The following is a 20,974-nucleotide window of genomic DNA, read 5'->3' on the forward strand; positions in this document are numbered from 1 at the left end:
CGCCCCGCCGTCCGGCGGGGCGACGGTCAGAGCCGCTCCACCATCGCGCCCCGGCACCGGTCCCGGGTGTCGAAGACGTACCGGGCGTGCCGGGTGACCAGGTCGTAGTCGAAGCTGTCGTGGTCGGTGACCAGGACCACCGCGTCGGCCGCCGCGACCTCCCGCGCGGTCAGGTCGACCACCACCACCCCGCCGGGGATGTGCTGCGGCTCGGCGTACGGCTCCACCGCGTGCACGTCCGCGCCGAGCGCCTGCAACCGGCGGGCCACGTCGACCGCCGGCGAGTCGCGCATGTCACCGGTGTTCTTCTTGTACGCCAACCCGAGCAGCAGCAGCCGCGCCCCGTTGACCGGCCGGCCGATCCGGTTCAACCCGGCCATCACCCGCTGGGCCACGTGCTCGGGCATCTGGTGGTTGATGTCGTCGGCCAGCTCGATGAACCGGAACGGCCGGCCCAGGGTGCGCTTGACCTGCCACGACAGGTAACACGGGTCGATCGGCAGGCAGTGCCCGCCGACCCCCGGGCCGGGCCGGAACGGCATGAACCCGAACGGCTTGGACGAGGCGGCCTCGATGGCCTGCCAGGCGTCGATGCCGAGCTGGTGGGAGGCCATCGCCAGCTCGTTGATCAGCGCGATGTTGACCTGACGGAAGGTGTTCTCGATCAGCTTGGTCAGCTCGGCGACCCGGGTGGAGTCCACCGGCACGGTCCGCTCGACCAGCCGCCGGTAGAAGCCGTCCACCCGCTCCAGCGACGCCGCGTCCACCCCGGACACCACCTTCGGGGTGTTCTCCAGCCGCCACGTCGGGTTGCCCGGGTCGATCCGCTCCGGGCTGTAACCGAGGTGGAAGTCACCCGGGCTGCGCAGCCCGCTCGCCGCCTCCAGCAGCGGCCGGAGCAGGTCCTCGGTGGTCCCCGGGTAGGTGGTCGACTCCAGCACCACCGTGCAGCCGCGCCGCACGTACGGGCCGACGGCGGTACCGGCCTGCTCGACGAAACTCAGGTCGGGGACGCCGTCGCGCAGCGGGGTGGGCACGGTGATCACGCAGATGTCGAAGCCCTCGGCGTCCGGGTACTCGGTGCTCGGCCGGTACCGTCCGCTGGCCAGGGCCCGGCCCAGCCGGTCGGCCGGGATGTCCTCGACGAAGGACTCGCCGCAGGCCAGCCGCTTGACCCGGTCGGCGTCGACGTCCAACCCGACCACGTCCAGCCCGGCCTCGACGGCGCGCATGGCCAGCGGCAGTCCGACGTATCCCTGACCGATGACGACCAGCTTCTGTGCGTTCATCCGGGCTCCCTGCAAGCGTGTCCTTGCAGGGAGCCTAGATGGCGATATAGCGATCTACGTCCGTTTTGGTATTCCTGGGGTCGGTGGTGTTCCCGGTGCCGGGCGACGACCGGTCAGGTGCCGGCCGGTGGCGGGTTGTTGCCGCCCCCGCCACCCGCCTCGGTCGTGGTCGCCGTCGGCTCGCCCTGGGTCGGCCCGGTGGTGGGCGTGCCCGTCGGGGCGGGCTCGCTGGTGGCCGGCGCCGTCGGGGTGGGCGGCGCGGAGTTCGTCGGCGGCGTCGAGGGTGAGCCGTTCGGCAGCGGCGTCGGACTGACCGACACCGACGGCGACGGCTTCTCGTACTGGTTGGTCGGCCGGGGCGGACGCGACGACTCGTCGGAGCCGGTCTCCTCGACCACCGCCGGGATCTCGGAGCGGTCGGTGGGGGCCACCGCCGGGCCCGTGCTGCGGATGTTGGGCACGCCGCTGTCGAGCGACTTCGAGGCGCCCAACGCGGCACCGAGCGCGGTCAGGGCCACCAGCACCGCGGCCAGCGCGCCGACCAGGGAACCCCGGCGGCCCCGCCGCGACCCCGAGCCGACCACCGTCGTCGACGTCCCCGCCGGGTCGACCCGCACGCCGTCGGCCCGGGACGGGTGGCGCAGCGGCGGCGTCACCAGGGCGGTGGCGGCGGTGTCGTCGCCGGCGGCGGCGCGGGCGGCGGTGGCCATCTCGGCGCCGGTGGCGAAGCGGTCCGCCGGGTCCTTCTCCAGCGCCCGCGCCACCAGGGCCCGGACCGCCACCGGAATGTCGGCGGGCAGCTCCGGCGGCTCGTCGTCCAGATGCCGCACGGCCACCTGGAGCGGGTTGTCCCCGGTGAACGGCGGCTGCCCGGTCAGGCAGCAGTACGCGACCGCGCCGAGGGCGTAGATGTCGGTGGCGGCCGACACCGGCCGGCCGGACGCCTGCTCGGGCGCCATGTAGAGGGCGGTGCCCGGCACCGCGTTCGCACTGGTGATGCTCGTCACATTGGTGGAGCGGGCGACGCCGAAGTCGACCAGCACCACCGTGCCGTCCTCCTGCACCAGCAGGTTGCTCGGCTTGACGTCGCGGTGCACGATGCCGCCGGCATGCGCGGCGTGCAGGGCCTGGGCGGCCTGCGCCACGACCGACATCGTCTCGTCCACGTCCAGGTGGCCGGCGGACTCGATCCGCCGCGACAGCGGTTCGCCCTCGACGAACTCCATGACCAGGTAGTCGGCACGGCCGCCGTCGTCGAGCCGGTCCTCACCGCAGTCGAAGACCTGCACGATGCCGGGGTGGCGCAGCGCCGCCATGATCCGCGCTTCGGCGCGGAACCGGGCGATGAAGTCGGGATCCGAGACGAGCGCCGGCAGCAGCACCTTCACCGCGACCTGGCGACCGAGAACCAGGTCGGTGGCCCGCCACACATCGCCCATGCCGCCGGTGGCGACACGTTCGTCCAGGCGGTAGCGACCGCTGAGCACGACCTCGGATGACAACACCCCCATACCGTACCCAGGGTCCTCCCGTCCGGCAGACGCCGATATCCCTTCGGAGTTTTCGTGGGACCACCTGTCCAGGTCCCGGCGGGGGGTCGGCCTGACGGTCGGTGACCGGTGGCTGTCGCGGGGTCACCGACGGTGCGCCGTGGCCTCGTGGTCGGGACGGAGGGCGTCGCGGCTAAGCGTCCGGAGGGTGATCGGTGTTACTCCGACGCGCCGCCAGCGAGATTGATCTATCTCACCTTTTCCGCCCCGTTGACCGCTTGCCTGCGCCCTGCTCCGGCTCCTAGTGTTGCCCCCTCTGGCCCGTCCCGGTGCCGGTACCGCGCCCAGACCCGACGCCGTACTCTCCCGGCGGCGTACCAGACGGGTCACCCGACCTCCGGCGTCGGGTGCGAGCGGGGCAGCGGGGGGCTGAAGGTGCGCGAAGGGGTCCGCTGGTCGGGCCGGGGCGGCGGTGTGTCCGCCGGCTGCCGGCCCGGGTCGGTCGACGGGGCGGCCCGGCGGTGACCGATGACCTGACCGGGGCGGTCGCGGCGGCGCAGGCCGGCGACGAGGAGTCGTTCCGCGTCCTGTACCGCAGCCTCCAGCCGGGCCTGCTGCGCTATCTCACCGCGCTCGTCGGTCCGGACGCCGAGGACGTGGCCTCCGAGACCTGGTTGCAGATCGCCCGGGACCTGTCCCGCTTCACCGGCGGCGAGTTCCGCGCCTGGGCGGTGACGATCGCCCGGAACCGGGCCATGGACCACCTGCGTCGCCAGCGTCGCCGTCCGTCCCTGCCGGTTCCCGTCCAGGACCTCAGCGACCTCGCCGGCGACGCCGACACCGCCGAACGGGCCGGCGAGACGATCACCACCGAGTCCGCGCTGGCGTTGATCTCCACCCTGCCGCCCCGGGAGGCCGAGGCGGTGCTGCTGCGGGCGGTGATGGGACTGGACGCGGAGACCGCCGGTCGGGTGCTCGGCCGGCGGCCGGGTGCGGTCCGCACGGCCGCACACCGGGGGCTGCGCCGGCTGGCGGCGATGCTGGAACGCGGGGACGCCCCCCGGTCGTCCGACGACGAGCGGGTCGCCCCGCCCCGCCCCCGGCCGACGCCGCACGCGTCGCGGGCCGAGGCGGCGGACGGCTGACATGAGGGGAGACTGGATGAACCTCCGCCGGTCGGCCCGCTCCGGTCGGCCGGTGAGCCGGGCCGAGGCCGAGCGGCTGCTCGATTCGACCGGGCCAGGGACCGTGCCGTCCACCGACGATCCGCTCACCCGGTTGCTGGCCGCGGCCGCCGCACCGGCCCGGGTCGACGAGCTCGCCGGTGAGCAGGCGGCACTGGCGGCGTTCCGGGCCGCCCGGGGCGCGGCGGCACCCGGGCCCGCCCCGGCCGTCCGGCGGCGTCCCCGGCTGTCCACCGGTGTGGTGGCCTGGATCGCCGCGCTGGCCGCCACCGCCACCGCCGGGGTCGCCTTCGCCGCGGCGGCCCTCGACCGTCCCGCCGAGCGGACACCCGGACCTGTCCCGTCCGCCACCGCCACCGCCACGGCCACCGGTGCCGACACCGACCGGCCGTCGCCGTACCGGTCCGAACCGCAGCGGCAGAGCCCGTCGCGGCGGCCCGGCGGCACCGTGCCCGGTGGTGGCCCCTCGGCACCGCCCGCGCCGCCCGGCCACAGCGGGCCGGCGAACACCGGCAAACTGGTCGGGCAGTGCCGGGCCTACCTGGCCATGCCGCCCCCGCAGCGGGCGAAGGCGTTGACCAGACCCGGGTACGCCGACCTGGTGGCCGCCGCGGGCGGAGCCGACCGGGTGGAGGCGTACTGCCGCACCCTGGTTCCGCAGCGCCCGCCGGCCAAGCCGTCCGATGCCACAGGTGGTCCGGCCAGCCCCGGCGGGGGGCCCGGCCCCAGGAACTAGTCGAAAAGGCTTCACAATTATTTCTTCCCGTCGGGTCTGCGGGATCGGTCCCCGGGACAGAAGATGGAGGACGGGACGGCCCCGGTCGGCCGTGCCCGCCGACCGGCATGGTCGGACCCTTCGTCGGGAGGAAACCGTCTCGTGGTGACGTCGCCCGGGCTGGACCGGTCGACCGTGCTCGGCGAGGTCGCCGGGGCGGCCGGGCACCTGGCCCGCATCTGCTTCAAGACCGGCCCACCCACCCTCACCGGCGTCGAACTGGAATGGACCGTCCACGACGTCGCCGACCCCGCCCGGCCACTGGACCGGGCGCGGCTCCGAGCGGCACTCGGGCCACACAGCCCCTCCACCCTGGACGACACCAGCCCGGCCCGCCCCCTGCGGCACGGCAGCGCCGTGACCGTCGAGCCGGGCGGTCAGGTGGAGTTGTCCACCGCGCCGCGATCCTCGGTCGCCGCGCTCGTCTCGGCCACCCAGGCCGACATCGACGAACTCGACGCCCTGCTCGCCCGTGCCGGCCTGGTGCGCGGGCAGACCGGCATCGACCCGTGGCGGGCCCCCCGCCCGGTGGTCGACACCCCGCGCTACCGCGCCATGCGCTGCGTCTTCGACCGGCGCGGCCCGGCCGGGCAGACCATGATGTACAGCACCGCCGGCCTCCAGGTCTGCCTCGACGTCGGCCCGGCCGCCGGCCTGGCCGAGCGCTGGGCGGCGGTGCACGCGGTCGGGCCACCACTGGTGGCGGCCTTCGCCACCGCCGACCGGCACGCCGGGCGGCCCACCGGCTGGGCGTCCGCCCGGATGGCCGCCTGGCTGGACATCGACCCGGCCCGCACCGGCCCGGTCTGGTCGGCGCACCAGCCGGACCGGGACCCGGTCGCCGCCTGGACGCAGTACGTCCTCGCCGCGCCCCTGCTCTGTCTGCGTCACGACGGCCCGGACTGGACACCCCCGCGCGGGGTCACGTTCGCCGACTGGATAGCCGGGGCACTGCCCGACCCACCCACCACCGACGACCTGGAATACCACGTCAGCACCCTCTTCCCACCGGTACGCCCGCGCGGCTACCTGGAGGTCCGCTACCTCGACGCCCAACCCGGCCGGGACTGGACGCTCCCACTGGTCGTGCTGACCGCGCTGCTGGGCGACGAGCGGACGGTCCGGGCGGCCCGGACGATCGCCGCGCCGGTGGCCGACCGCTGGCGCACCGCCGCCCGGTACGGGCTGGCCGACCCGGCCCTGGCCACGGCGGCCGTGGCCCTGCTCGACCTGGCCCGGGAGACGCTGCCGACGCTCGACCTGCCGACCGACACCCACGACGAGATCGACCGCGGGATCCGCCGACGGATCGCCGCAGCGCAGAGGGGAGACCGGTGACCACCACCGAGCAACCGGGCGCGCAGCCCGAGGCGTTGCGCAGCCGGATCGCCGCCGAACTGGCCCGGACCCGAGCCCGCACCGACGCGTTGACCAGCGCGGTCGACGACGACGACCTGGTCCGGCAGCACTCGACACTGATGTCCCCGCTGGTCTGGGACCTCGCCCACGTGGGCAACCAGGAGGAACTGTGGCTGGTCCGGGACGTCGGTGGGCGGGAGCCGGTGCGGCGCGACATCGACGACCTGTACGACGCGTTCAAACAGCCCCGTAAGGACCGCCCCTCCCTGCCGCTGCTGCCCCCGACCGAGGCGCGGGCCTATGTGGCGACCGTGCGGGACAAGGTGCACGACCTGCTCGACGGGGTCCGGTTCTCCGAGCGGCCGCTGGTTGCCGACGGCTTCGTCTTCGGCATGATCGTGCAGCACGAGCAGCAGCACGACGAGACCATGCTCGCCACCCACCAGCTACGCTCCGGGCCAGCGGCGCTCGACGCGCCCCCACCCCCCGAGCCCCGGGCCCGGGGCGCCGCCGAGGTGCTGGTGCCGGCGGGGCCGTTCACCATGGGCACCTCGACCGACCCGTGGGCGCTGGACAACGAACGCCCGGCGCACACCGTCGACCTGCCCGCGTACGTCATCGACGCCGCGCCGGTCACCAACGGCGCGTACCGGGAGTTCCTCGCCGACGGCGGGTACGACGACCCGCGCTGGTGGAGCGCGGCCGGCTGGCGGCACCGCACCGAGGCCGGGCTGAGCGCGCCGATGCACTGGCGACGTGACGGCGACGGCTGGGCGTACCAGCGGTTCGGCCGGTGGGCGCCGGTACGCGACGACGAGCCGGTGGTACATGTCTGCTGGCACGAGGCGCAGGCGTACGCGCGGTGGGCCGGCAAGCGGCTGCCGACCGAGGCGGAGTGGGAGAAGGCGGCCCGCTGGGACCCGGCGACCGGGCGCTCCCGGCGCTGGCCGTGGGGTGACGACGAGCCGACCGCCGAGCACGCCAACCTGGGACAGCGGCACCTGTGGCCGGCACCGGTCGGGGCCTATCCGGCGGGCGCCTCGCCGCTCGGCGTGCACCAGCTCATCGGCGACGTCTGGGAGTGGACGGCGAGCCCCTTCCACGGGCATCCCGGCTTCGCCGTCTTCCCCTACCGGGAGTATTCGGAGGTGTTCTTCGGCGGCGACTACCGGGTGCTGCGTGGCGGCTCGTTCGGCACCGACCGGGCGGCCTGCCGGGGCACCTTCCGCAACTGGGACCACCCGATCCGGCGGCAGATCTTCAGCGGCTTCCGCTGCGCCCGTGACGCCCGGCCCGAGGAGGCCCACGGGTGAGAGGCGGTGTCGCCTGATGTGCCGGCACCTGGCGTACCTCGGCCCCCCGGTGACCCTGCGGTCGCTGCTGTACGACCCGCCGCACTCGCTGGTCCGGCAGTCCTGGGCCCCCCGGGACATGCGCGGCGGCGGCACGGTCAACGTCGACGGCTTCGGCGTCGGCTGGTATCCCGGCACGGGCGGGGACGACGGTCGCGGCGGGGCCCCGGTGCGGTACCGCCGGGCCGGCCCGATCTGGTCCGACCCGACGCTGCCCGAGCTGGCGGCGGTGACCTGCTCCGGCGCGGTGCTGGCGGCGGTGCGTTCCGGCACGGTGGGCATGCCGGTGCAGGAGAGCGCCGCCGCGCCGTTCGCCGGGGGGCGGTGGTTGTTCAGCCACAACGGGGTGGTGCGTGGCTGGCCGGACTCGGTCGTCGGAGCGGCCGGCGGCCTGCCGGTGCGGGACCTGCTCACCCTCGACGCGCCGACCGACTCGGCGCTGCTGTGGGCGCTGGTCCGGCACCGGCTGCGGGCCGGCGCGTCGCCGACCGAGGCGGTCACCGCGACCGTCCGGGAGGTCGCCGCCGCGGCCCCGGGGTCACGGCTGAACCTGCTGCTCACCGACGGCGTGTCGGTGGTGGCGAGCGTGTGGGGGCACGCGTTGTCGGTGCGCGCCGACGACGGTACGGCGCTGCTGGCCTCCGAGCCGGTGGACGACGCGCCCGGCTGGCGGGAGGTGCCCGACCGGCGGTGGGTCCGGGCGGGACCGGACGGCGTGCACGTCGGCGAGCTGGATTGACCGGACGGAACAGGACGTTTTCGGTGCAGGAGAGGACGACATGAGCGCGGAACCGCTGGAGATCTACCTGGAGGAACAGGACCTCGACCGGGCGCTGCGGTCCGACGTGCGGACCGGGCTGGCCGCCGACCCCAAGTGGCTGCCCCCGAAGTGGTTCTACGACGCCCGGGGCAGCGAGTTGTTCGAGGAGATCACCCGGCTGCCGGAGTACTACCCGACCCGGGCGGAACGGGCGGTGCTGGCCGAACGGGCGCCCGACATCGCGGCGGCGACCGGGGCGAAGACCCTGATCGAGTTGGGCTCCGGTTCGTCGGAGAAGACCCGGCTGTTGTTGGACGCCTTCACCCGGCACGGCGGGCTGGGCACCTTCGTGCCGCTGGACGTGTCGGTGAGCGCGCTGCGGCAGTCCACCGTGCAGATCGCCACGGACTATCCGGCGCTGCGGGTGCGCGGCATCGTCGGGGACTTCACCCGGCAACTGGACCGCCTGCCGACCGGTGGTCGTCGGTTGGTGGTCTTCCTGGGCGGCACCATCGGCAACCTGGTGCCGGCCGAGCGGGCCGACTTCCTGGCCGCCATGCGCGCCGCCCTGGAGCCGGGCGACCACCTGCTCGTCGGCACCGACCTGGTCAAGGACCCGGCGGTGATCGTGCCGGCGTACGACGACGCGGCCGGGGTCACCGCCGAGTTCAACCGCAACGTGCTGCGGGTGATCAACCGGGAGCTCGACGCCGACTTCGACCCGGACGCGTTCGCCCACGTCGCCCACTGGGACCCGGCGCAGGAGTGGATCGAGATGCGGCTGCGGGCCCGACGCCCGATGCGGGTCCGCGTCGACGCGCTCGACCTGACCGTCGGGTTCGCCGCCGACGAGGAGCTGCGTACGGAGGTGTCGGCGAAGTTCCGGCCGGCGGGGATCGGCGCGGAGCTGACGGCGGCCGGATTCCTGCCGACGGAGTTCTGGACCGACCCGGACGGCCTGTTCGGGGTCACCCTGGCCCGCGCCGCCTGACCGCCGACCGGGCCGGAGCGCCACGGTCCGCTGCCGGCCGGTCCGCCGCCGGCCCGACCGCCACCGGGACTGCCGGCGGCCGGTCGGCCGGGGCGGAACCGCCGGTGACGACACCGCCGGCCCGGTGCGTCGGGACGTTGACGGGCACCCCCCGGGGTGACCTGGCGCACCCGGCGCACCGGCCGGTCGGGCCGTTCGGTTAGGCTGGCAGGCGCGAAGGGGAGTAGCCCCCAATGTCGTGGTCGACACACTGGTGCGTTCCGCACCCGGCCACGCGGCCCCACCAGCGGTGGGGCGGGCGAGACCTTCGACTCTGGCTGTCAACACAGCCGGGTCGAGGTCGCCCCGTCACCTCCTCCCGGCCTGATCGGGAAGGTTCCTCATGGACGGTTTCCTCGTCGCGCTGGTCGTCAGCTTCGGCGTCATCTTCGTCGCCGAGCTGGGGGACAAGTCCCAGCTCATGGCGCTCACGTTCGCCACCCGGTTCAAGACGGTCCCGGTGCTGATCGGCATCACCGTCGCCACCGCGATCGTGCACCTGGCCTCGGTGGCGATCGGCGTCGGCCTGAACGCGGCGCTGCCCACCGGGTGGATCTCGCTGGTCGCCGGCCTGGCGTTCCTCGGCTTCGGCGTCTGGACGCTGCGCGGCGACAAGCTCACCGAGGAGGAGAAGCGCAAGGCGGAGAAGACCGGCAAGTCCGCCATCTTCGCCGTCGGTGTCGCGTTCTTCCTGGCCGAGCTGGGCGACAAGACGATGCTCGCCACCATCACCCTGGCCACCAAGTACGGCTGGTTCGGCACCTGGCTCGGCTCGACGCTGGGCATGGTGGCCGCCGACGCGTTGGCCATCCTGGTCGGCCGGCTGCTCGGCCGGCACCTGCCGGAGCGGACCATCCGGTACGGCGCGGCGGTGCTCTTCGCCATCTGCGGCCTGTGGCTGATCCTGGAGGCGGTGCGCGAGCTGTCCTGACCGTCGACTAGCCGGGGTGCGGGCGGGTAACGCCACCCGGTGAGCCTGGAAGAGCTGTTGCACCACGGCGACGCGGTCGTGGTGGGGGTCGTGGAGACCATCGGCGCGACCGTCATCGTCGTCGGCGCGCTCTGGGCGGCGCTGCGGTTCGTGGTCGAGGGGCTGCGGCACCGCAGCGCCGCCGTGTTCACCCCGATCCGGCTCTCCCTCGGCCGGTTCCTCACCCTCGGCCTGGAGTTCCAGCTGGCGGCGGACATCCTGCGGACCGCGGTGTCGCCGACCTTCGCCCAGCTCGGTCAGCTGGCGGCGATCGCCACCATCCGGACCGCGCTGAACGTCGTCCTGCGCCGGGAGATCGCTCAGGAGAAGCGGCAGGTGGACGCCGGTGACCGGGCGCACCCCGAGCGGCAGCCGGTCCCGGCCGGGGACGGTGGCGGGCCGTCCCGATGACCGGGGTCGCGGTGCTGCTGGCCACCGGGGTGAGCGCACTCGCCCTCGGCGTCGGCGCGGTGGCGCTGCTGACCACCCGGTCCTGGCGGACCGCCCTGCGGGTCCTGCTCGACCTGCTGGTCGCCGCGGGCCTGCTCCGGCTGGCCGGCGGCCGGAGCTGGTCGGCGCTGGCGACGGCGGCGGCGGTCGTGGTGCTGCGTCACCTGCTCTCCGCCGGGCTGAATGCGGCGGCGTCCACCGCGCCCCCACCCACCGCGCCGCCGACTACCGACCCCCGGACGTGGGTAAGCCGAGCACACCCCCACCGGGGGCCAGCAGGGCACGAACCGAACGTGACGGGAAGGATTCCCCTATGAGCCGGCACGACGAGCCGAACGAGTACGGTTTCGCGGGCGGGGCCACCGCGCCGCAGCCCCCACCCGGTGGCCGCCCCGACGAGCAGGACCGGGCCGAGGCGGTCGCGGTGCCGGGTGACGACCTGACCGGGTCGGTCACCGAGGCGCTGGAGGAGACCGAACCGGACGGGCGGGACGACGACGCGGGCCGGCACCGCTGAGCGCTCACCACCGTCCGCCCGGCGGTACGCCGGGCGGACGGTGGGTTCAGCGTGGTGACGGCAGGGTGGACAGCCGGGCGGTGTCGTCGACCCGGACGAGGCGGTCGTCGCAGCAGGCCGCGAGCCGTTTGACCAGCTCTTCCGGCTCGCCGTACGGGTCGAGCCCGGCCAGGTCCGCCGGGTCGAGCGCGGGGACCCGGACGTGGGAGATGAGCGGGTGCAGCGGCCGGCTGTCGATCTCGTCGACGCCGAACAGGTCCTCGTGCAGCTTCTCCCCGGGGCGCAGGCCGGTGTAGACGATCTCGGGCGGCTGGGCCGCCTCGGCGGCCAGCCGCTGGGCCACCTCGGCGATGCGTACCGGCTCGCCCATGTCCAGCACCAGCGCCTCCCCGCCCCGGCCGACGACGGCGGCCTGGAGCACCAGGTGCACCGCCTCCTGCACGGTCATGAAGTACCGGGTCACGTCCGGGTGGGTCACGGTGATCGGCAGCCCGGCCCGGACCTGGGCCTGGAACGCGGTGAGCACCGAACCCCGGCTGCTGAGCACGTTGCCGAAGCGGACGCTGAGGAACGCCCCGCCGTACCGCTCGGCGTAGTGCGCGGTCAGCCGCTCGGTGATCCGCTTGGAGTAGCCGAGGACGCTGATCGGGTTGGCCGCCTTGTCGGTGGAGATGTTCACGAACTCGGCGACGTCGCGGCATGCCTCCAGCACGTTGAGGGTGCCCTGGACGTTGGTCTTGACCGCCTCGCCCGGGTGCCGCTGCAACAGGGTTAGGTGTTTGAGGGCGGCGGCGTGGAAGACGATGTCGGGCCGCCGTTCGGCGATGATCCGGGCGATCCCGTCGGCGTCGCGCAGGTCGGCGAGGATCAGTTCCGGCCCGTCCAGCAGCGCCCGGCCGTGCAGGGACATCTGCAGCGCGTGCAGCGCCGACTCGTCCCGGTCGAGCATCATCAGCTCGCCGGGGTCGCAGCGGGCGATCTGCCGGCACAGCTCCGAGCCGATCGAGCCGCCCGCGCCGGTGACCAGCACCCGGCGTCCGGCGAGCCCGTTGCGCTCGACGGGTAGTTCGGCCACCCGCTGGGCCCGTCCGAGCAGGTCGGTGAGTTGCAGGTCGCGGACGGCGTGCGCGGTGACCGGGCGGTCCAGCAGCTCGCGTACGGGCGGCAGCACCTTGAACGCGGCGCCGGCCTGCAGGGTGCGGCTGCGGACGTCGCGCATCAGTTCGGCGTCCGAGCCGTTGATCGAGAAGATCACCGTGCCGGCCCGGGTGGCGCGGACGGCCTGGATCAGTTGCTCCCGGCCGCCGAGCACCCGGAGCCCGGCCACCCGCAGCCCCTGCCGTTCGGGGTCGTCGTCGAGCAGCCCCACCGGCAGGTATCCGCTGGTCGGGTCGCCGAGCAGCACCCGGACGAGGCGTTCGCTGGCGGCGTCGACCCCGTAGATCAGGGTCCGGTCGGCCGAGCGGGCGGGCCGGGCGTCGCGGTCGCGTCGCCACCGGTAGGTGACCCGGCCGGTCCCCATCAGCAGCAACGCCACGGCGGCGCCGAGGATCGGCACGCTGGCCGGGATGGGTCGTTCGGCCATCGGCAGCAGCGCGGCCAGCGCCACGGCGGCGGCCAGCACGACCGTCCCGCCCAGGTCGCGGGCCTCGCCGACGCTGCCGACCGGGTGTCGGCCCCGGGCGGTGAACCGGACCTGTTCGAGCGCCGCGTGGATGACCGCGCACACGCCGGCGGCGCCGAGGGCCAGGGCGCACTGCCGGGGGGTGATGCCGAACTCGTACCGGGCCCAGGAGGCGACCAGGAAACCTGCGCACCAGGAGGCGGTGTCGAGCGTTAGCAAGGACAGGGCCTTCGCGCGTCGCGTGACCCAGTCGCGCCGCTGGCTGGGGTCGTCGTCGGGCCGGGGGTCTACGTGGTTCATTGGCGTCCTCTGCGTTTTGTTCCGTGATTGCGAGGATTCGGCACTGGCAAGCGGTTTGCATCGTATACGTTGTTTTTGCAACTTAAAGGGCTACTCGCTGCGTTTAGATACTCTCACGGCGTTATGGGAACCTAGGGAGACTTCGTGCTTTTTCACCAGCTGGCCGTTCCGCCGGAACGGAGGGCGTGATGGACGTCCGCACCTGCCTGCGCCTGGTCCGCCGACACTGGTGGATCGTCCTGGTCACGCTGATGCTGACGGTCGGCTCGGCGGCGCTGGTCACGGTCCGCACGGCGCCCCGTTACGTGGCCTCGGTGACCTTCTTCGTCACCGCCCCCAACCAGGGCGTGAGCAACGCCTACCAGGGCGAACTCTTCCTCCAGCAGCGGGTGAAGTCGTATGCCGACCTGCTGCGCAGCGACCGCCTGGCGCAGGCCGTGGTCGCCGACTCCGGCCTCGGCCTCACCGCCGACGACATCCAGCGCCGGGTCGCCACCTCCACCGAACCGGGCACCGTGCTGCTGCGGGCCAGCGTCACCGACACCGACCAGACCCGGGCCATGAAGGTCACCGAGGCCCTGTCGGCCAAGTTCGTCGAGCTGGTCAAGAAGATCGAGACCACGTCGGACGGCAAGGCCGGACCGACCCGGATCGAGGTGGTGGGCGGCCCCCGGGTCAGCGCCAGCCCGGTCTCCCCGCAGCCCAACCGCAACCTCGCCCTCGGCGTCCTGGTCGGGCTCCTGCTCGGCGTGGCGCTCGCCGTGCTGCGCGGCATGGTCGACGTACGGCTGCGTGACGCCGCCGGCCTGCAACGCGCCACCGGCAGCCCACTGCTCGGCGACATCCCGTTCGACCAGGGCGCCAAGGCGGCGCCGCTGATCGTCGGTGAGGCGGCGACGTCGGCCCGTGCGGAGGCGGTCCGCAAGCTGCGGACCAACCTGCGCTTCGTGGACGTGCACGAGCCGGCCCGGGTGATCGCGGTGACCAGCGCGTTGCAGGGGGAGGGGAAGACCACCCTGTCCTGCAACCTGGCGATCGCGCTGGCCGAGGCGGGCTGGCGGGTGCTGCTGGTCGACGCCGACCTGCGCCGCCCGAAGGTCGCCGACTATCTCGGCGTCGACGGCGGCGTCGGGCTCACCGACGTGCTCGTCGGCGACGTCCAGGTCGGTGACGTGGTGCAGCGCTGGGGCGACAAGTCCCTGCTGGTGCTGCCCAGCGGCTCGACCCCGCCGAACCCGAGCGAGCTGCTGGGGTCCAAGTCGATGGCCGACCTGCTCCTGTCGCTGCGCGAGTCCGCCGACATCGTGGTGATCGACACCGCGCCCCTGCTGGCCGTCACCGACGGCGTGGTGGTGGCCGTGCAGGCCGACGGCGCGTTGCTGGTCACCCAGCAGGGGCGCACCTCGCGCGCCCAGGCCGCCGCGGCGGCCCGGTCCCTGCACTCCGTGTCGGTGCGGCTGCTCGGGTGTGTGCTCAACATGGCCAAGGTGGCCCGCGCGGACGCCTACCAGTACGAGGCGTACCGGATCGCCACCGCGTCGCCGGCATCGGTGCCGGCCGACCGCGCCACCGCCGCCCACCGCGACGAGCAGGGGCTGCACCCGGCCAGCGACCGGACGCAGGAACTCACCCGGCTGCCGCGATGAGTGCCGCCGCGGGTCCGTCCGTCCGTCCCGCCCTGCCCGCCACGGGCGGGGCGGCGACGGCGGCCCGCGGGTCGGGGGCGGCGGTGCGCCGTCGCCCCCCGGCCTTCGACCGCGTCGGTCGACGACCCGCCGACGGTACGCGGAGGGGAGCGCGGCGATGAGGGTGGGAATCCTGTCGTACCACTTCCCGCCGGAACCGGCGTTCATCCCCGGCAGCCTCGCCGAGGAGCTGGCCCGGCGCGGACACGAGGTGCGGGTGCTGACCGGTTTCCCGGACTATCCCGGCGGCCACGTCTATCCCGGGTGGCGGCAGCGCTGGCGGCACGTGACCCACAGCGAGCGGTTGACCGTACGCCGGGTGCCCCGCTATGCGGGCGGCGACGCCTCGCCCACCGCCCGGATGGCCGGCTACCTCTCCTTCGCCGGCAGCGCGGCGCTCGCCGGACGGCGGTACCTGGCCGGCATCGACGTGCTCTACGTCTTCCAGTTCCCCGCGACCAGCTTCGCCGCCGCCGGGCTGCTGCGGCTGCTCGGCCGGGTGCCCACCGTGCTGCACGTGCAGGATCTCTGGACCGGGGAGGTCGCGACCGACCCGCAGCGGCCCGGCCGGATCACCACCACGATGCGCCGGGTGCTGCGGGCGGCCGACGCGGTGGCGGTCACCGCCCCCTCGATGCGGGACCTGGTGCTCGCCGACGGGGTCGCCGGGGACCGGGTGCGTACCGTGCCCAACTGGACCGACGAGCGGATCTTCCAACCGGTGCGCGCCGGCCGGGCCGCCCAGGCGCTGGTCCGTGGGGACGCGCGCTGCGTCGTCATGCACGCCGGCACAATCGGCGAACGGCAGGGCCTGGAGACGGCGGTCCGGGCGGCCGCGGCGCTGCACGACCGGATGGATCTGGTGCTGGTCGGCTCCGGGGCGCAGGAGCGGCGGGTGCGGGGCCTGGCCGGCGAACTCGGGGCCGGCAACGTGCGGTTCCTCGACCGGCGGTCGCCGGGGGAGATGCCCGAGCTGTACGCCGCCGCCGACTACCAGCTGGTGACCCTGCGGGATCTGCCGGAACTGAACGGGACGGTGCCGAGCAAGGTGCAGTCCGCGCTGGCCTGTGCCGCCCCGCTGGTGGCCTCGGCCGGGGGCGACACCGCTGCACTGGTGGAGCGGGCCCGGGCCGGCCTGTCCTGCCCGCCCGAGGACTGGGCCGCGCTGGCCGACCGGTTCTGGCTGGCCAGCACGATCCCACCGCCCGCGCGGGCGGAGATGGGGCGGCGGGGGCGGGAGACCTACCTGCGGGAGATGTCGCTGCGGGCCGGGGTGGACCGGATCGAGTCGCTGCTGCGGGACGTGGCGTCCCCCCGGGTGACCACCGGGCAATACCGCGCGAACTAATCCAAGTACGAAAATTCGGTAAAAGCCTGACAGTGGTATTTGTCGTGCTACAAAGCTCATGAACGGTCATATCGCCCGAAAGGGAGAGCGGAGCAGCGGGTGGCGGAGAGCGGTAGGTCGCGCAGCGGCCGACGGAGACTGCGGCGGCGGACCCGGCGACGGGTCCGTCGGGCCCTGCTGGTCTGCCTGGTCGTCGGGTCGGTGCTGTTCGGTGCCGCCGGCTGGGTGGGGTTCCGTGGCTGGCAGGCGCGCGCCCACCTGGTCAACGCGGCCGGGCTCGCCCGGGAGCTGAGCACCCAGGTGCTCGGCGGCGACCTCGACCGGGCCCAGCGCACCCTGGCGGCGTTGCAGGAGCAGGCCGGGGCCGCCCGGACCGCCACCGGGGACCCCGGGTGGGCGCTCGCCCGGCACGCCCCGTACGCCGGGGACGACGTCGCGGCCGTCCGGACCATCGCGGTGGCCATCGACGACCTGGCCCGGGAGGCGTTCCCGGCGCTGCTGCGCACCGACCTGACCACGCTGGTGCCGACCGAGGGGCGGCTGGACCTGGCCCGACTGCGGGCCGCCTCGGCGGACCTGACCGCCGCCGACGCCGCGGTGCGCAGGTCCCGGGCCGGCCTCGACGCGGTACCCGCCGAGGACCTGGTCAGCCAGCTCGGTACGGCGTTGACCGAGCTGCGGGGGGAGATCGACCGGCTGGCCGGACTGACCGGAGCGGCCGACCGCGGTGCCCGGGTGCTGCCCGCCCTGCTCGGCGCGGACGGACCACGCAACTACCTGTTGCTCTCGCAGAACCTCGCCGAGCTGCGCGCGACCGGCGGCATGTTCGGCGCGTACGCGGTGATCCACGCCGACGACGGGCGGATCCGGATGCGCGAGCAGGGCACCAGCGCCCAGTTCGGGCGGTTCACCCCGGCGCTGCGGGTGGACGAGGAGGTGCGTCGGCTCTACACCGACCTGCCGGGCATCTACCCGGCCGACGTCAACCTGAGCCCGAACTTTCCCGCCGCGGCGAAGCTCTACCGGGAGATGTACCGGCGGCACAGCGGGGTGACCGTCGACGGGGTGCTGACCGTCGACCCGGTGATGCTGTCCTACCTGCTCCAGGCCACCGGCCCGGTGCAGGTGCCCGGCGACGCCACCCTGGTCAGCAACCAGGTGGTGCGCACCCTGCTCAGCGACGCCTACCAGGGCCGCGACGACACCGGGCAGGACGCCTTCTTCGCCGCCTCGGCCTCCGCCGTGTTCGACGCCTTCCTCACGAAGAAGGTCAACCCAAGAGTGCTTTTGTCGGCTTTGGACCGCTCCATCACGGAAAGACGGATACTGTTCTGGAGTGCCCGATCCACGGAACAGCGGACGTTCGCCGACACCCGGCTCGCCGGTGCGCTCCCCGAACAGGAGGCCACCCCGACCGTCGGGGTCTTCCTCAACGACGGCAGCGGCGCGAAGCTCGGCTACTACCTACGGCCGACGGCGACCCTCACCACCGGCGACTGCGCCGACGAGGGGCGGCGGCAGCTCAAGCTGCGCTTCACCCTGCACTCCTCGGCCCCCGACTCGGGTCTGGCCAAGTCGGTGCTCGGCCTCGGCATGGCCGGCGACCCGTACACGGCCCGGACCCTGATCTCCGTCTACAGCCCGGCGGGCGGCACGGTGCTCAGCGCCCGGGTCGACGGAAAACCGACCCCGCTGGGCAGCGGGATCGAACGTCGCCGGCAGGTGGTCATCGCCACCGTCGACGTCGCTCCCGGCGCCACCCGGACCCTCGACGTGGACCTGCTGACCGGCAGGAACACCACCGGCACCGCCGAACTCTGGCACACACCGACCGCCACCCCATGGACCACCCAAGTAGTTCCCGCACCTAGCTGCAAACAGTAGGAGGAGACCATCATGCGGCTATCCCGCATTCTCATGGCGCTGACGGTCGGTCTGGCCATCGTGGCCGTGCCGACCGCCGCGGGGGCTGCTCAGCCGCAGCCACCCGCCGACAGCACGCCGCAGCCGCCACCGTACCCGCCCGTCACGCCCTCGCTGACGGCCAACCCGACGACCATCTTCCTCGGCGAGACGGTGGTGCTCACCGGCACCGGCTTCGGGCCGAACGAGATCGTCGACATCGACGTCACCGTGGTGCCCCTCGCCGCGGCCGTGCCGGGGCAGGCGCCGGCCCGACGCAGCGACGGCACCACCGTCGCCATGGTGAAGGTGGACTACTCGCAGCCGCAGCCCGCGCCGCGGCACTTCACGGCGCAGACGGACGCGAACGGCAACTTCACCGTGAGCTACCGGCCGAGCGACGTCGGACGGATCACCTTCACGGCGACCGGGCGCACCTCTGGGCGTACGGCCAGCACGACGATCACCGTGCTGCCGAAGAAGAAGCCGCACCCGCACCTGCCGGTGACCGGTGACAACCTGAGCACGCCGCTGAAGGTCGGTGGCGGGCTGGTCGGCGCCGGTGTGGTGCTGATGCTCACCGCGTTCGGCTGGCGGCGTCGCCACCGGTTCGGCATGACCCGCTGACCCGGAACCCCTGCGGTACCCGGTGCCCGTCGGACCTTGCGGTCCGGCGGGCACCGACCGTTGCCGGTACGCCGCCGAGGGCCCCCGGGCGCGGATCGTCACCCCCGTCCGGTTCACTGGGCGGGTGGACGAGGTGATCTGGAACGCGGCCCGCGCCGCCCGCGCCTGGCTGGACGCCACCAACGGCACCGACCAGACCGAGCTGACCTGCCGCATCCTCAAGCTCAGCGAGGAGGCCGGGGAGGCGGCCGGCGCCTGGATCGGCGTGCTCGGCCAGAACCCCCGCAAGGGGGTCACCCACACCCGTGCGGAGGTGGCCGCCGAACTGGCCGACGTGGTCTTCACCGCCCTGGTCGCCATCGAGAGTTTGGGCCTGGACGCCCGGTCGGTGGTGACCGCCTGCGCCGCGAAGGTCGAGTCCCGGATCACCCCGTGACGACCCGGCCGTCCCGGGTGGGCGGTACGGCCCCCGGTGCCGGTGCGACGGTTGTCCGGTATCGCCCGGTCCGACCCCGGTCGCCGTGACCGGCGGCACCCCCGGGCCGGAATCCCCACCCCGCCCCCGGCGTTACACCCTGCGTACGACCGCAGCAGCACCCCCGGGCCGTCCGACGCCCCGGCCGCCGGTGGAATGACCCGGCACCGACGGTCGTTACACCCCGGTACGACCGCAGCAGCCCCCGGCCGACCCCGCACCCCCGGCGGGAATGACCCCGGACCCCCGGTCGTTACACCTGACCCCGGCACGAGCGGCCACCGCCCCACGCGGCAGGCCCCGGCCGGGAACCCCCCACAGACTTTCCACCCAGATGAGCGCCCCCGACGTGGTGCCCACGCCCCTACGCTGCCCGTCCCCCACGGGCACACCCAGCCCTCCACGGGCCGGACGGGGCGTCTACCCCCGAAGGAGCTTCCCCCATGAACACCACCATCATGAACACCACCATCCTGCGTAAGAGCGTCCTCGGCATCGCCGGTCTCGCCGTCGCCGGTGGTCTGGCCGCCGGCCCGCTCAACCACGACACCCCCACCATCGACACCCGCCCCGTCGCCACCGTCCAGGCCGACAAGCCGGCCGTGGACAAGGCCAAGCTGATCCCGCACGGCGTGCAGGGCACCCAGTCCCGCATCGACCTGAACGACGAGCAGACCGGCAACGCCAAGGCGATCATCGCGGCGACGAAGAAGGCCGGCATGGACGAACGGGCCGCGGTGGTGTCGATCGCGACCAGCCTGCAGGAGTCGAAGCTGGAGAACCTCGGTCACCTCGGCGACCGCAACGACCACGACTCGCAGGGCCTGTTCCAGCAGCGCCCCTCCAGCGGCTGGGGCACCGTCGAGCAGATCACCGACCCCGAATACGCCACCCTGGCCTTCCTCAAGGGCCTCAAGCAGGTCGACGGCTGGCAGGACATGCCCCTGACCAAGGCCGCCCAGACCGTCCAGGTCTCCGCCTACCCCGACCACTACGCCCAGTGGGAACAGCAGGCCGCCGACCTCGTCGCCAAGCACTGGAACAGCTGACCCCGTACGACACGATGGCCGGCACCCCACCCGGGGTGCCGGCCATCGGCGTGTCTCCACCGGTGCTCTGTGGATGGTTCGGTGACTGCCGGCGGATCGATGGTGACGGGGGTCACTGGAGGGTGGGGAAGGAGTAGGTGGGGTGCCGCGTTGTGCGGGGTGTCGGTGTGTTCGGTGTCCCCGGGCCTCACCTGAAATGCCCTCGCGGAGTTCCGTTCGGCTGGAGCCGCGTCGCGCCACGCGCCGAGAGGCGACCCGCACATCGACACGCGCCGCCCCCGACCCGTCAGGGTCGGGGGCGGCGCGCTGTGCGCCCAGCGGGCAGAATCACGGGGTGGACTGGTCCAGCACGGCCGGAGTGGTCACCCTGCCCAGCGGCGCGACCGTGCGCGGGCGGCGGGTGGCCGATGCGGTGTCCCCGGCCGACTTCGCCCTGATCCTGGCCCCGGGCCCGACGCCCGCCTGGGCGCACCGGCGCATCCGGTGGCCCGACTTCTGGTTGCCGACCGACCGGGTCGACGCCCTGGACGCCTTCCGTGAGGCGCTGCGCCGCGCCCACGCCGGCGACCGGGTGGAGGCGGCCTGCCGGGGCGGGATCGGCCGGACCGGCACCACCCTCGCCGCCCTGGCGATCCTCGACGGGGTGCCGGCCCGCGACGCCGTCCGGTGGGTCCGTGACCGCTACCATCCGAAGGCCGTCGAGACCCCCTGGCAGCGCGCCTGGCTGCGGCGGCTCCCCGACCACTGACCCTGCCGCCCGCCCCCGCCGGTGGCCCGCCGCCGACGGG

Annotated in this window: 20 protein-coding genes; 17 read left to right on the plus strand and 3 right to left on the minus strand. The window is 74.0% G+C overall.

The annotated features are described in order from the left end of the window. Nucleotides 1-26 precede the first annotated feature (26 nt). Nucleotides 27-1,289: a nucleotide sugar dehydrogenase gene (locus ACN265_RS12885; RefSeq protein WP_204922872.1), complete on the minus strand. Its 1,263-nt coding sequence runs from the start codon at nt 1,287-1,289 to the stop codon at nt 27-29. 113 nt (nt 1,290-1,402) lie between these two features. Beyond that, nucleotides 1,403-2,794: a serine/threonine-protein kinase gene (locus tag ACN265_RS12890; protein ID WP_204922871.1), complete on the minus strand. Its 1,392-nt coding sequence runs from the start codon at nt 2,792-2,794 to the stop codon at nt 1,403-1,405. Nucleotides 2,795-3,300: 506 nt separating this feature from the next. Between ACN265_RS12890 and ACN265_RS12895 the strand changes: the two genes are divergently transcribed. From ACN265_RS12895 to ACN265_RS12940, 10 genes are all read left to right on the plus strand, one after another. Next, nucleotides 3,301-3,924 (plus strand): RNA polymerase sigma factor, encoded by a 624-nt coding sequence (locus ACN265_RS12895; RefSeq protein ID WP_421407665.1) that lies wholly within the window; start codon nt 3,301-3,303, stop codon nt 3,922-3,924. Nucleotides 3,925-3,940: 16 nt separating this feature from the next. Next, nucleotides 3,941-4,699, plus strand: coding sequence for a hypothetical protein (locus ACN265_RS12900; protein WP_377685316.1), 759 nt, complete (start codon nt 3,941-3,943; stop codon nt 4,697-4,699). Between the two features lie 141 nt (nt 4,700-4,840). Continuing rightward, entirely contained in the window at nt 4,841-6,076 is a 1,236-nt protein-coding gene (egtA, locus tag ACN265_RS12905) for an ergothioneine biosynthesis glutamate--cysteine ligase EgtA (RefSeq protein WP_421407667.1), read from the plus strand. Further along, nucleotides 6,073-7,410, plus strand: coding sequence for an ergothioneine biosynthesis protein EgtB (egtB, locus tag ACN265_RS12910; protein ID WP_421407668.1), 1,338 nt, complete (start codon nt 6,073-6,075; stop codon nt 7,408-7,410). Before egtA ends, egtB begins: the two co-directional genes overlap by 4 nt. A 16-nt stretch (nt 7,411-7,426) precedes the next feature. After that, complete coding sequence (gene egtC / locus ACN265_RS12915) at nt 7,427-8,188, plus strand: ergothioneine biosynthesis protein EgtC (RefSeq protein ID WP_421407670.1); 762 nt, start codon at nt 7,427-7,429, stop codon at nt 8,186-8,188. 40 nt (nt 8,189-8,228) lie between these two features. Beyond that, nucleotides 8,229-9,200 carry an L-histidine N(alpha)-methyltransferase gene (gene egtD / locus ACN265_RS12920; protein ID WP_420116021.1) on the plus strand — a complete coding sequence of 324 codons (972 nt, stop codon included), beginning with the start codon at nt 8,229-8,231 and terminating at the stop codon, nt 9,198-9,200. 382 nt (nt 9,201-9,582) lie between these two features. Continuing rightward, nucleotides 9,583-10,170: a TMEM165/GDT1 family protein gene (locus ACN265_RS12925; protein WP_204922864.1), complete on the plus strand. Its 588-nt coding sequence runs from the start codon at nt 9,583-9,585 to the stop codon at nt 10,168-10,170. A 39-nt stretch (nt 10,171-10,209) separates the two neighbouring features. Further along, complete coding sequence (locus ACN265_RS12930; RefSeq protein ID WP_421407672.1) at nt 10,210-10,620, plus strand: DUF1622 domain-containing protein; 411 nt, start codon at nt 10,210-10,212, stop codon at nt 10,618-10,620. Further along, nucleotides 10,617-10,976 (plus strand): hypothetical protein, encoded by a 360-nt coding sequence (locus tag ACN265_RS12935; protein ID WP_421407674.1) that lies wholly within the window; start codon nt 10,617-10,619, stop codon nt 10,974-10,976. The genes ACN265_RS12930 and ACN265_RS12935 overlap by 4 nt, the downstream gene beginning before the upstream one ends. Beyond that, nucleotides 10,973-11,176 (plus strand): hypothetical protein, encoded by a 204-nt coding sequence (locus ACN265_RS12940; RefSeq protein ID WP_204922861.1) that lies wholly within the window; start codon nt 10,973-10,975, stop codon nt 11,174-11,176. Before ACN265_RS12935 ends, ACN265_RS12940 begins: the two co-directional genes overlap by 4 nt. Before the next feature lie 46 nt (nt 11,177-11,222). Here ACN265_RS12940 and ACN265_RS12945 read toward each other — a convergent pair whose 3' ends face one another. Continuing rightward, nucleotides 11,223-13,100: a polysaccharide biosynthesis protein gene (locus tag ACN265_RS12945; RefSeq protein WP_204922860.1), complete on the minus strand. Its 1,878-nt coding sequence runs from the start codon at nt 13,098-13,100 to the stop codon at nt 11,223-11,225. A 188-nt stretch (nt 13,101-13,288) separates the two neighbouring features. On the opposite strand from ACN265_RS12945, the gene ACN265_RS12950 reads away from it, so the two are divergent. The 7 genes from ACN265_RS12950 (at nt 13,289) to ACN265_RS12980 (ending at nt 20,934) form a co-directional block, all read left to right on the plus strand. Then, nucleotides 13,289-14,746: a polysaccharide biosynthesis tyrosine autokinase gene (locus tag ACN265_RS12950; RefSeq protein ID WP_421407677.1), complete on the plus strand. Its 1,458-nt coding sequence runs from the start codon at nt 13,289-13,291 to the stop codon at nt 14,744-14,746. Between the two features lie 157 nt (nt 14,747-14,903). Further along, nucleotides 14,904-16,133 (plus strand): glycosyltransferase family 4 protein, encoded by a 1,230-nt coding sequence (locus ACN265_RS12955; RefSeq protein ID WP_421407679.1) that lies wholly within the window; start codon nt 14,904-14,906, stop codon nt 16,131-16,133. A 99-nt stretch (nt 16,134-16,232) separates the two neighbouring features. Beyond that, nucleotides 16,233-18,017, plus strand: coding sequence for a DUF4012 domain-containing protein (locus ACN265_RS12960; protein WP_421407680.1), 1,785 nt, complete (start codon nt 16,233-16,235; stop codon nt 18,015-18,017). Between the two features lie 12 nt (nt 18,018-18,029). Beyond that, a complete protein-coding gene (locus ACN265_RS12965; protein ID WP_420117920.1) occupies nt 18,030-18,662 on the plus strand; it encodes a hypothetical protein in 633 nt (210 codons plus the stop codon). A 124-nt stretch (nt 18,663-18,786) separates the two neighbouring features. Then, a complete protein-coding gene (locus ACN265_RS12970; RefSeq protein ID WP_204928638.1) occupies nt 18,787-19,098 on the plus strand; it encodes a MazG-like family protein in 312 nt (103 codons plus the stop codon). Between the two features lie 497 nt (nt 19,099-19,595). Next, nucleotides 19,596-20,186: a hypothetical protein gene (locus tag ACN265_RS12975; protein WP_421411480.1), complete on the plus strand. Its 591-nt coding sequence runs from the start codon at nt 19,596-19,598 to the stop codon at nt 20,184-20,186. A 334-nt stretch (nt 20,187-20,520) separates the two neighbouring features. After that, nucleotides 20,521-20,934, plus strand: coding sequence for a protein-tyrosine phosphatase family protein (locus ACN265_RS12980; RefSeq protein ID WP_420115791.1), 414 nt, complete (start codon nt 20,521-20,523; stop codon nt 20,932-20,934). Nucleotides 20,935-20,974: the final 40 nt, after the last annotated feature.

The sequence above is a fragment of the Micromonospora sp. WMMD730 genome, from assembly GCF_049178955.1.
Lineage (GTDB): Bacteria > Actinomycetota > Actinomycetes > Mycobacteriales > Micromonosporaceae > Micromonospora > Micromonospora wenchangensis.

Coding starts and splice junctions, on each gene's coding strand:
- ACN265_RS12885 (WP_204922872.1), bottom strand. CDS start 1,289: ATGAACGCACAGAAGCTGGTCGTCATCGGTCAGGGATACGTCGGACTG.
- ACN265_RS12900 (WP_377685316.1), top strand. CDS start 3,941: ATGAACCTCCGCCGGTCGGCCCGCTCCGGTCGGCCGGTGAGCCGGGCC.
- egtC (WP_421407670.1), top strand. CDS start 7,427: ATGTGCCGGCACCTGGCGTACCTCGGCCCCCCGGTGACCCTGCGGTCG.
- egtD (WP_420116021.1), top strand. CDS start 8,229: ATGAGCGCGGAACCGCTGGAGATCTACCTGGAGGAACAGGACCTCGAC.
- ACN265_RS12925 (WP_204922864.1), top strand. CDS start 9,583: ATGGACGGTTTCCTCGTCGCGCTGGTCGTCAGCTTCGGCGTCATCTTC.
- ACN265_RS12935 (WP_421407674.1), top strand. CDS start 10,617: ATGACCGGGGTCGCGGTGCTGCTGGCCACCGGGGTGAGCGCACTCGCC.
- ACN265_RS12940 (WP_204922861.1), top strand. CDS start 10,973: ATGAGCCGGCACGACGAGCCGAACGAGTACGGTTTCGCGGGCGGGGCC.
- ACN265_RS12945 (WP_204922860.1), bottom strand. CDS start 13,100: ATGAACCACGTAGACCCCCGGCCCGACGACGACCCCAGCCAGCGGCGC.
- ACN265_RS12950 (WP_421407677.1), top strand. CDS start 13,289: ATGGACGTCCGCACCTGCCTGCGCCTGGTCCGCCGACACTGGTGGATC.
- ACN265_RS12955 (WP_421407679.1), top strand. CDS start 14,904: ATGAGGGTGGGAATCCTGTCGTACCACTTCCCGCCGGAACCGGCGTTC.
- ACN265_RS12965 (WP_420117920.1), top strand. CDS start 18,030: ATGCGGCTATCCCGCATTCTCATGGCGCTGACGGTCGGTCTGGCCATC.
- ACN265_RS12975 (WP_421411480.1), top strand. CDS start 19,596: ATGAACACCACCATCCTGCGTAAGAGCGTCCTCGGCATCGCCGGTCTC.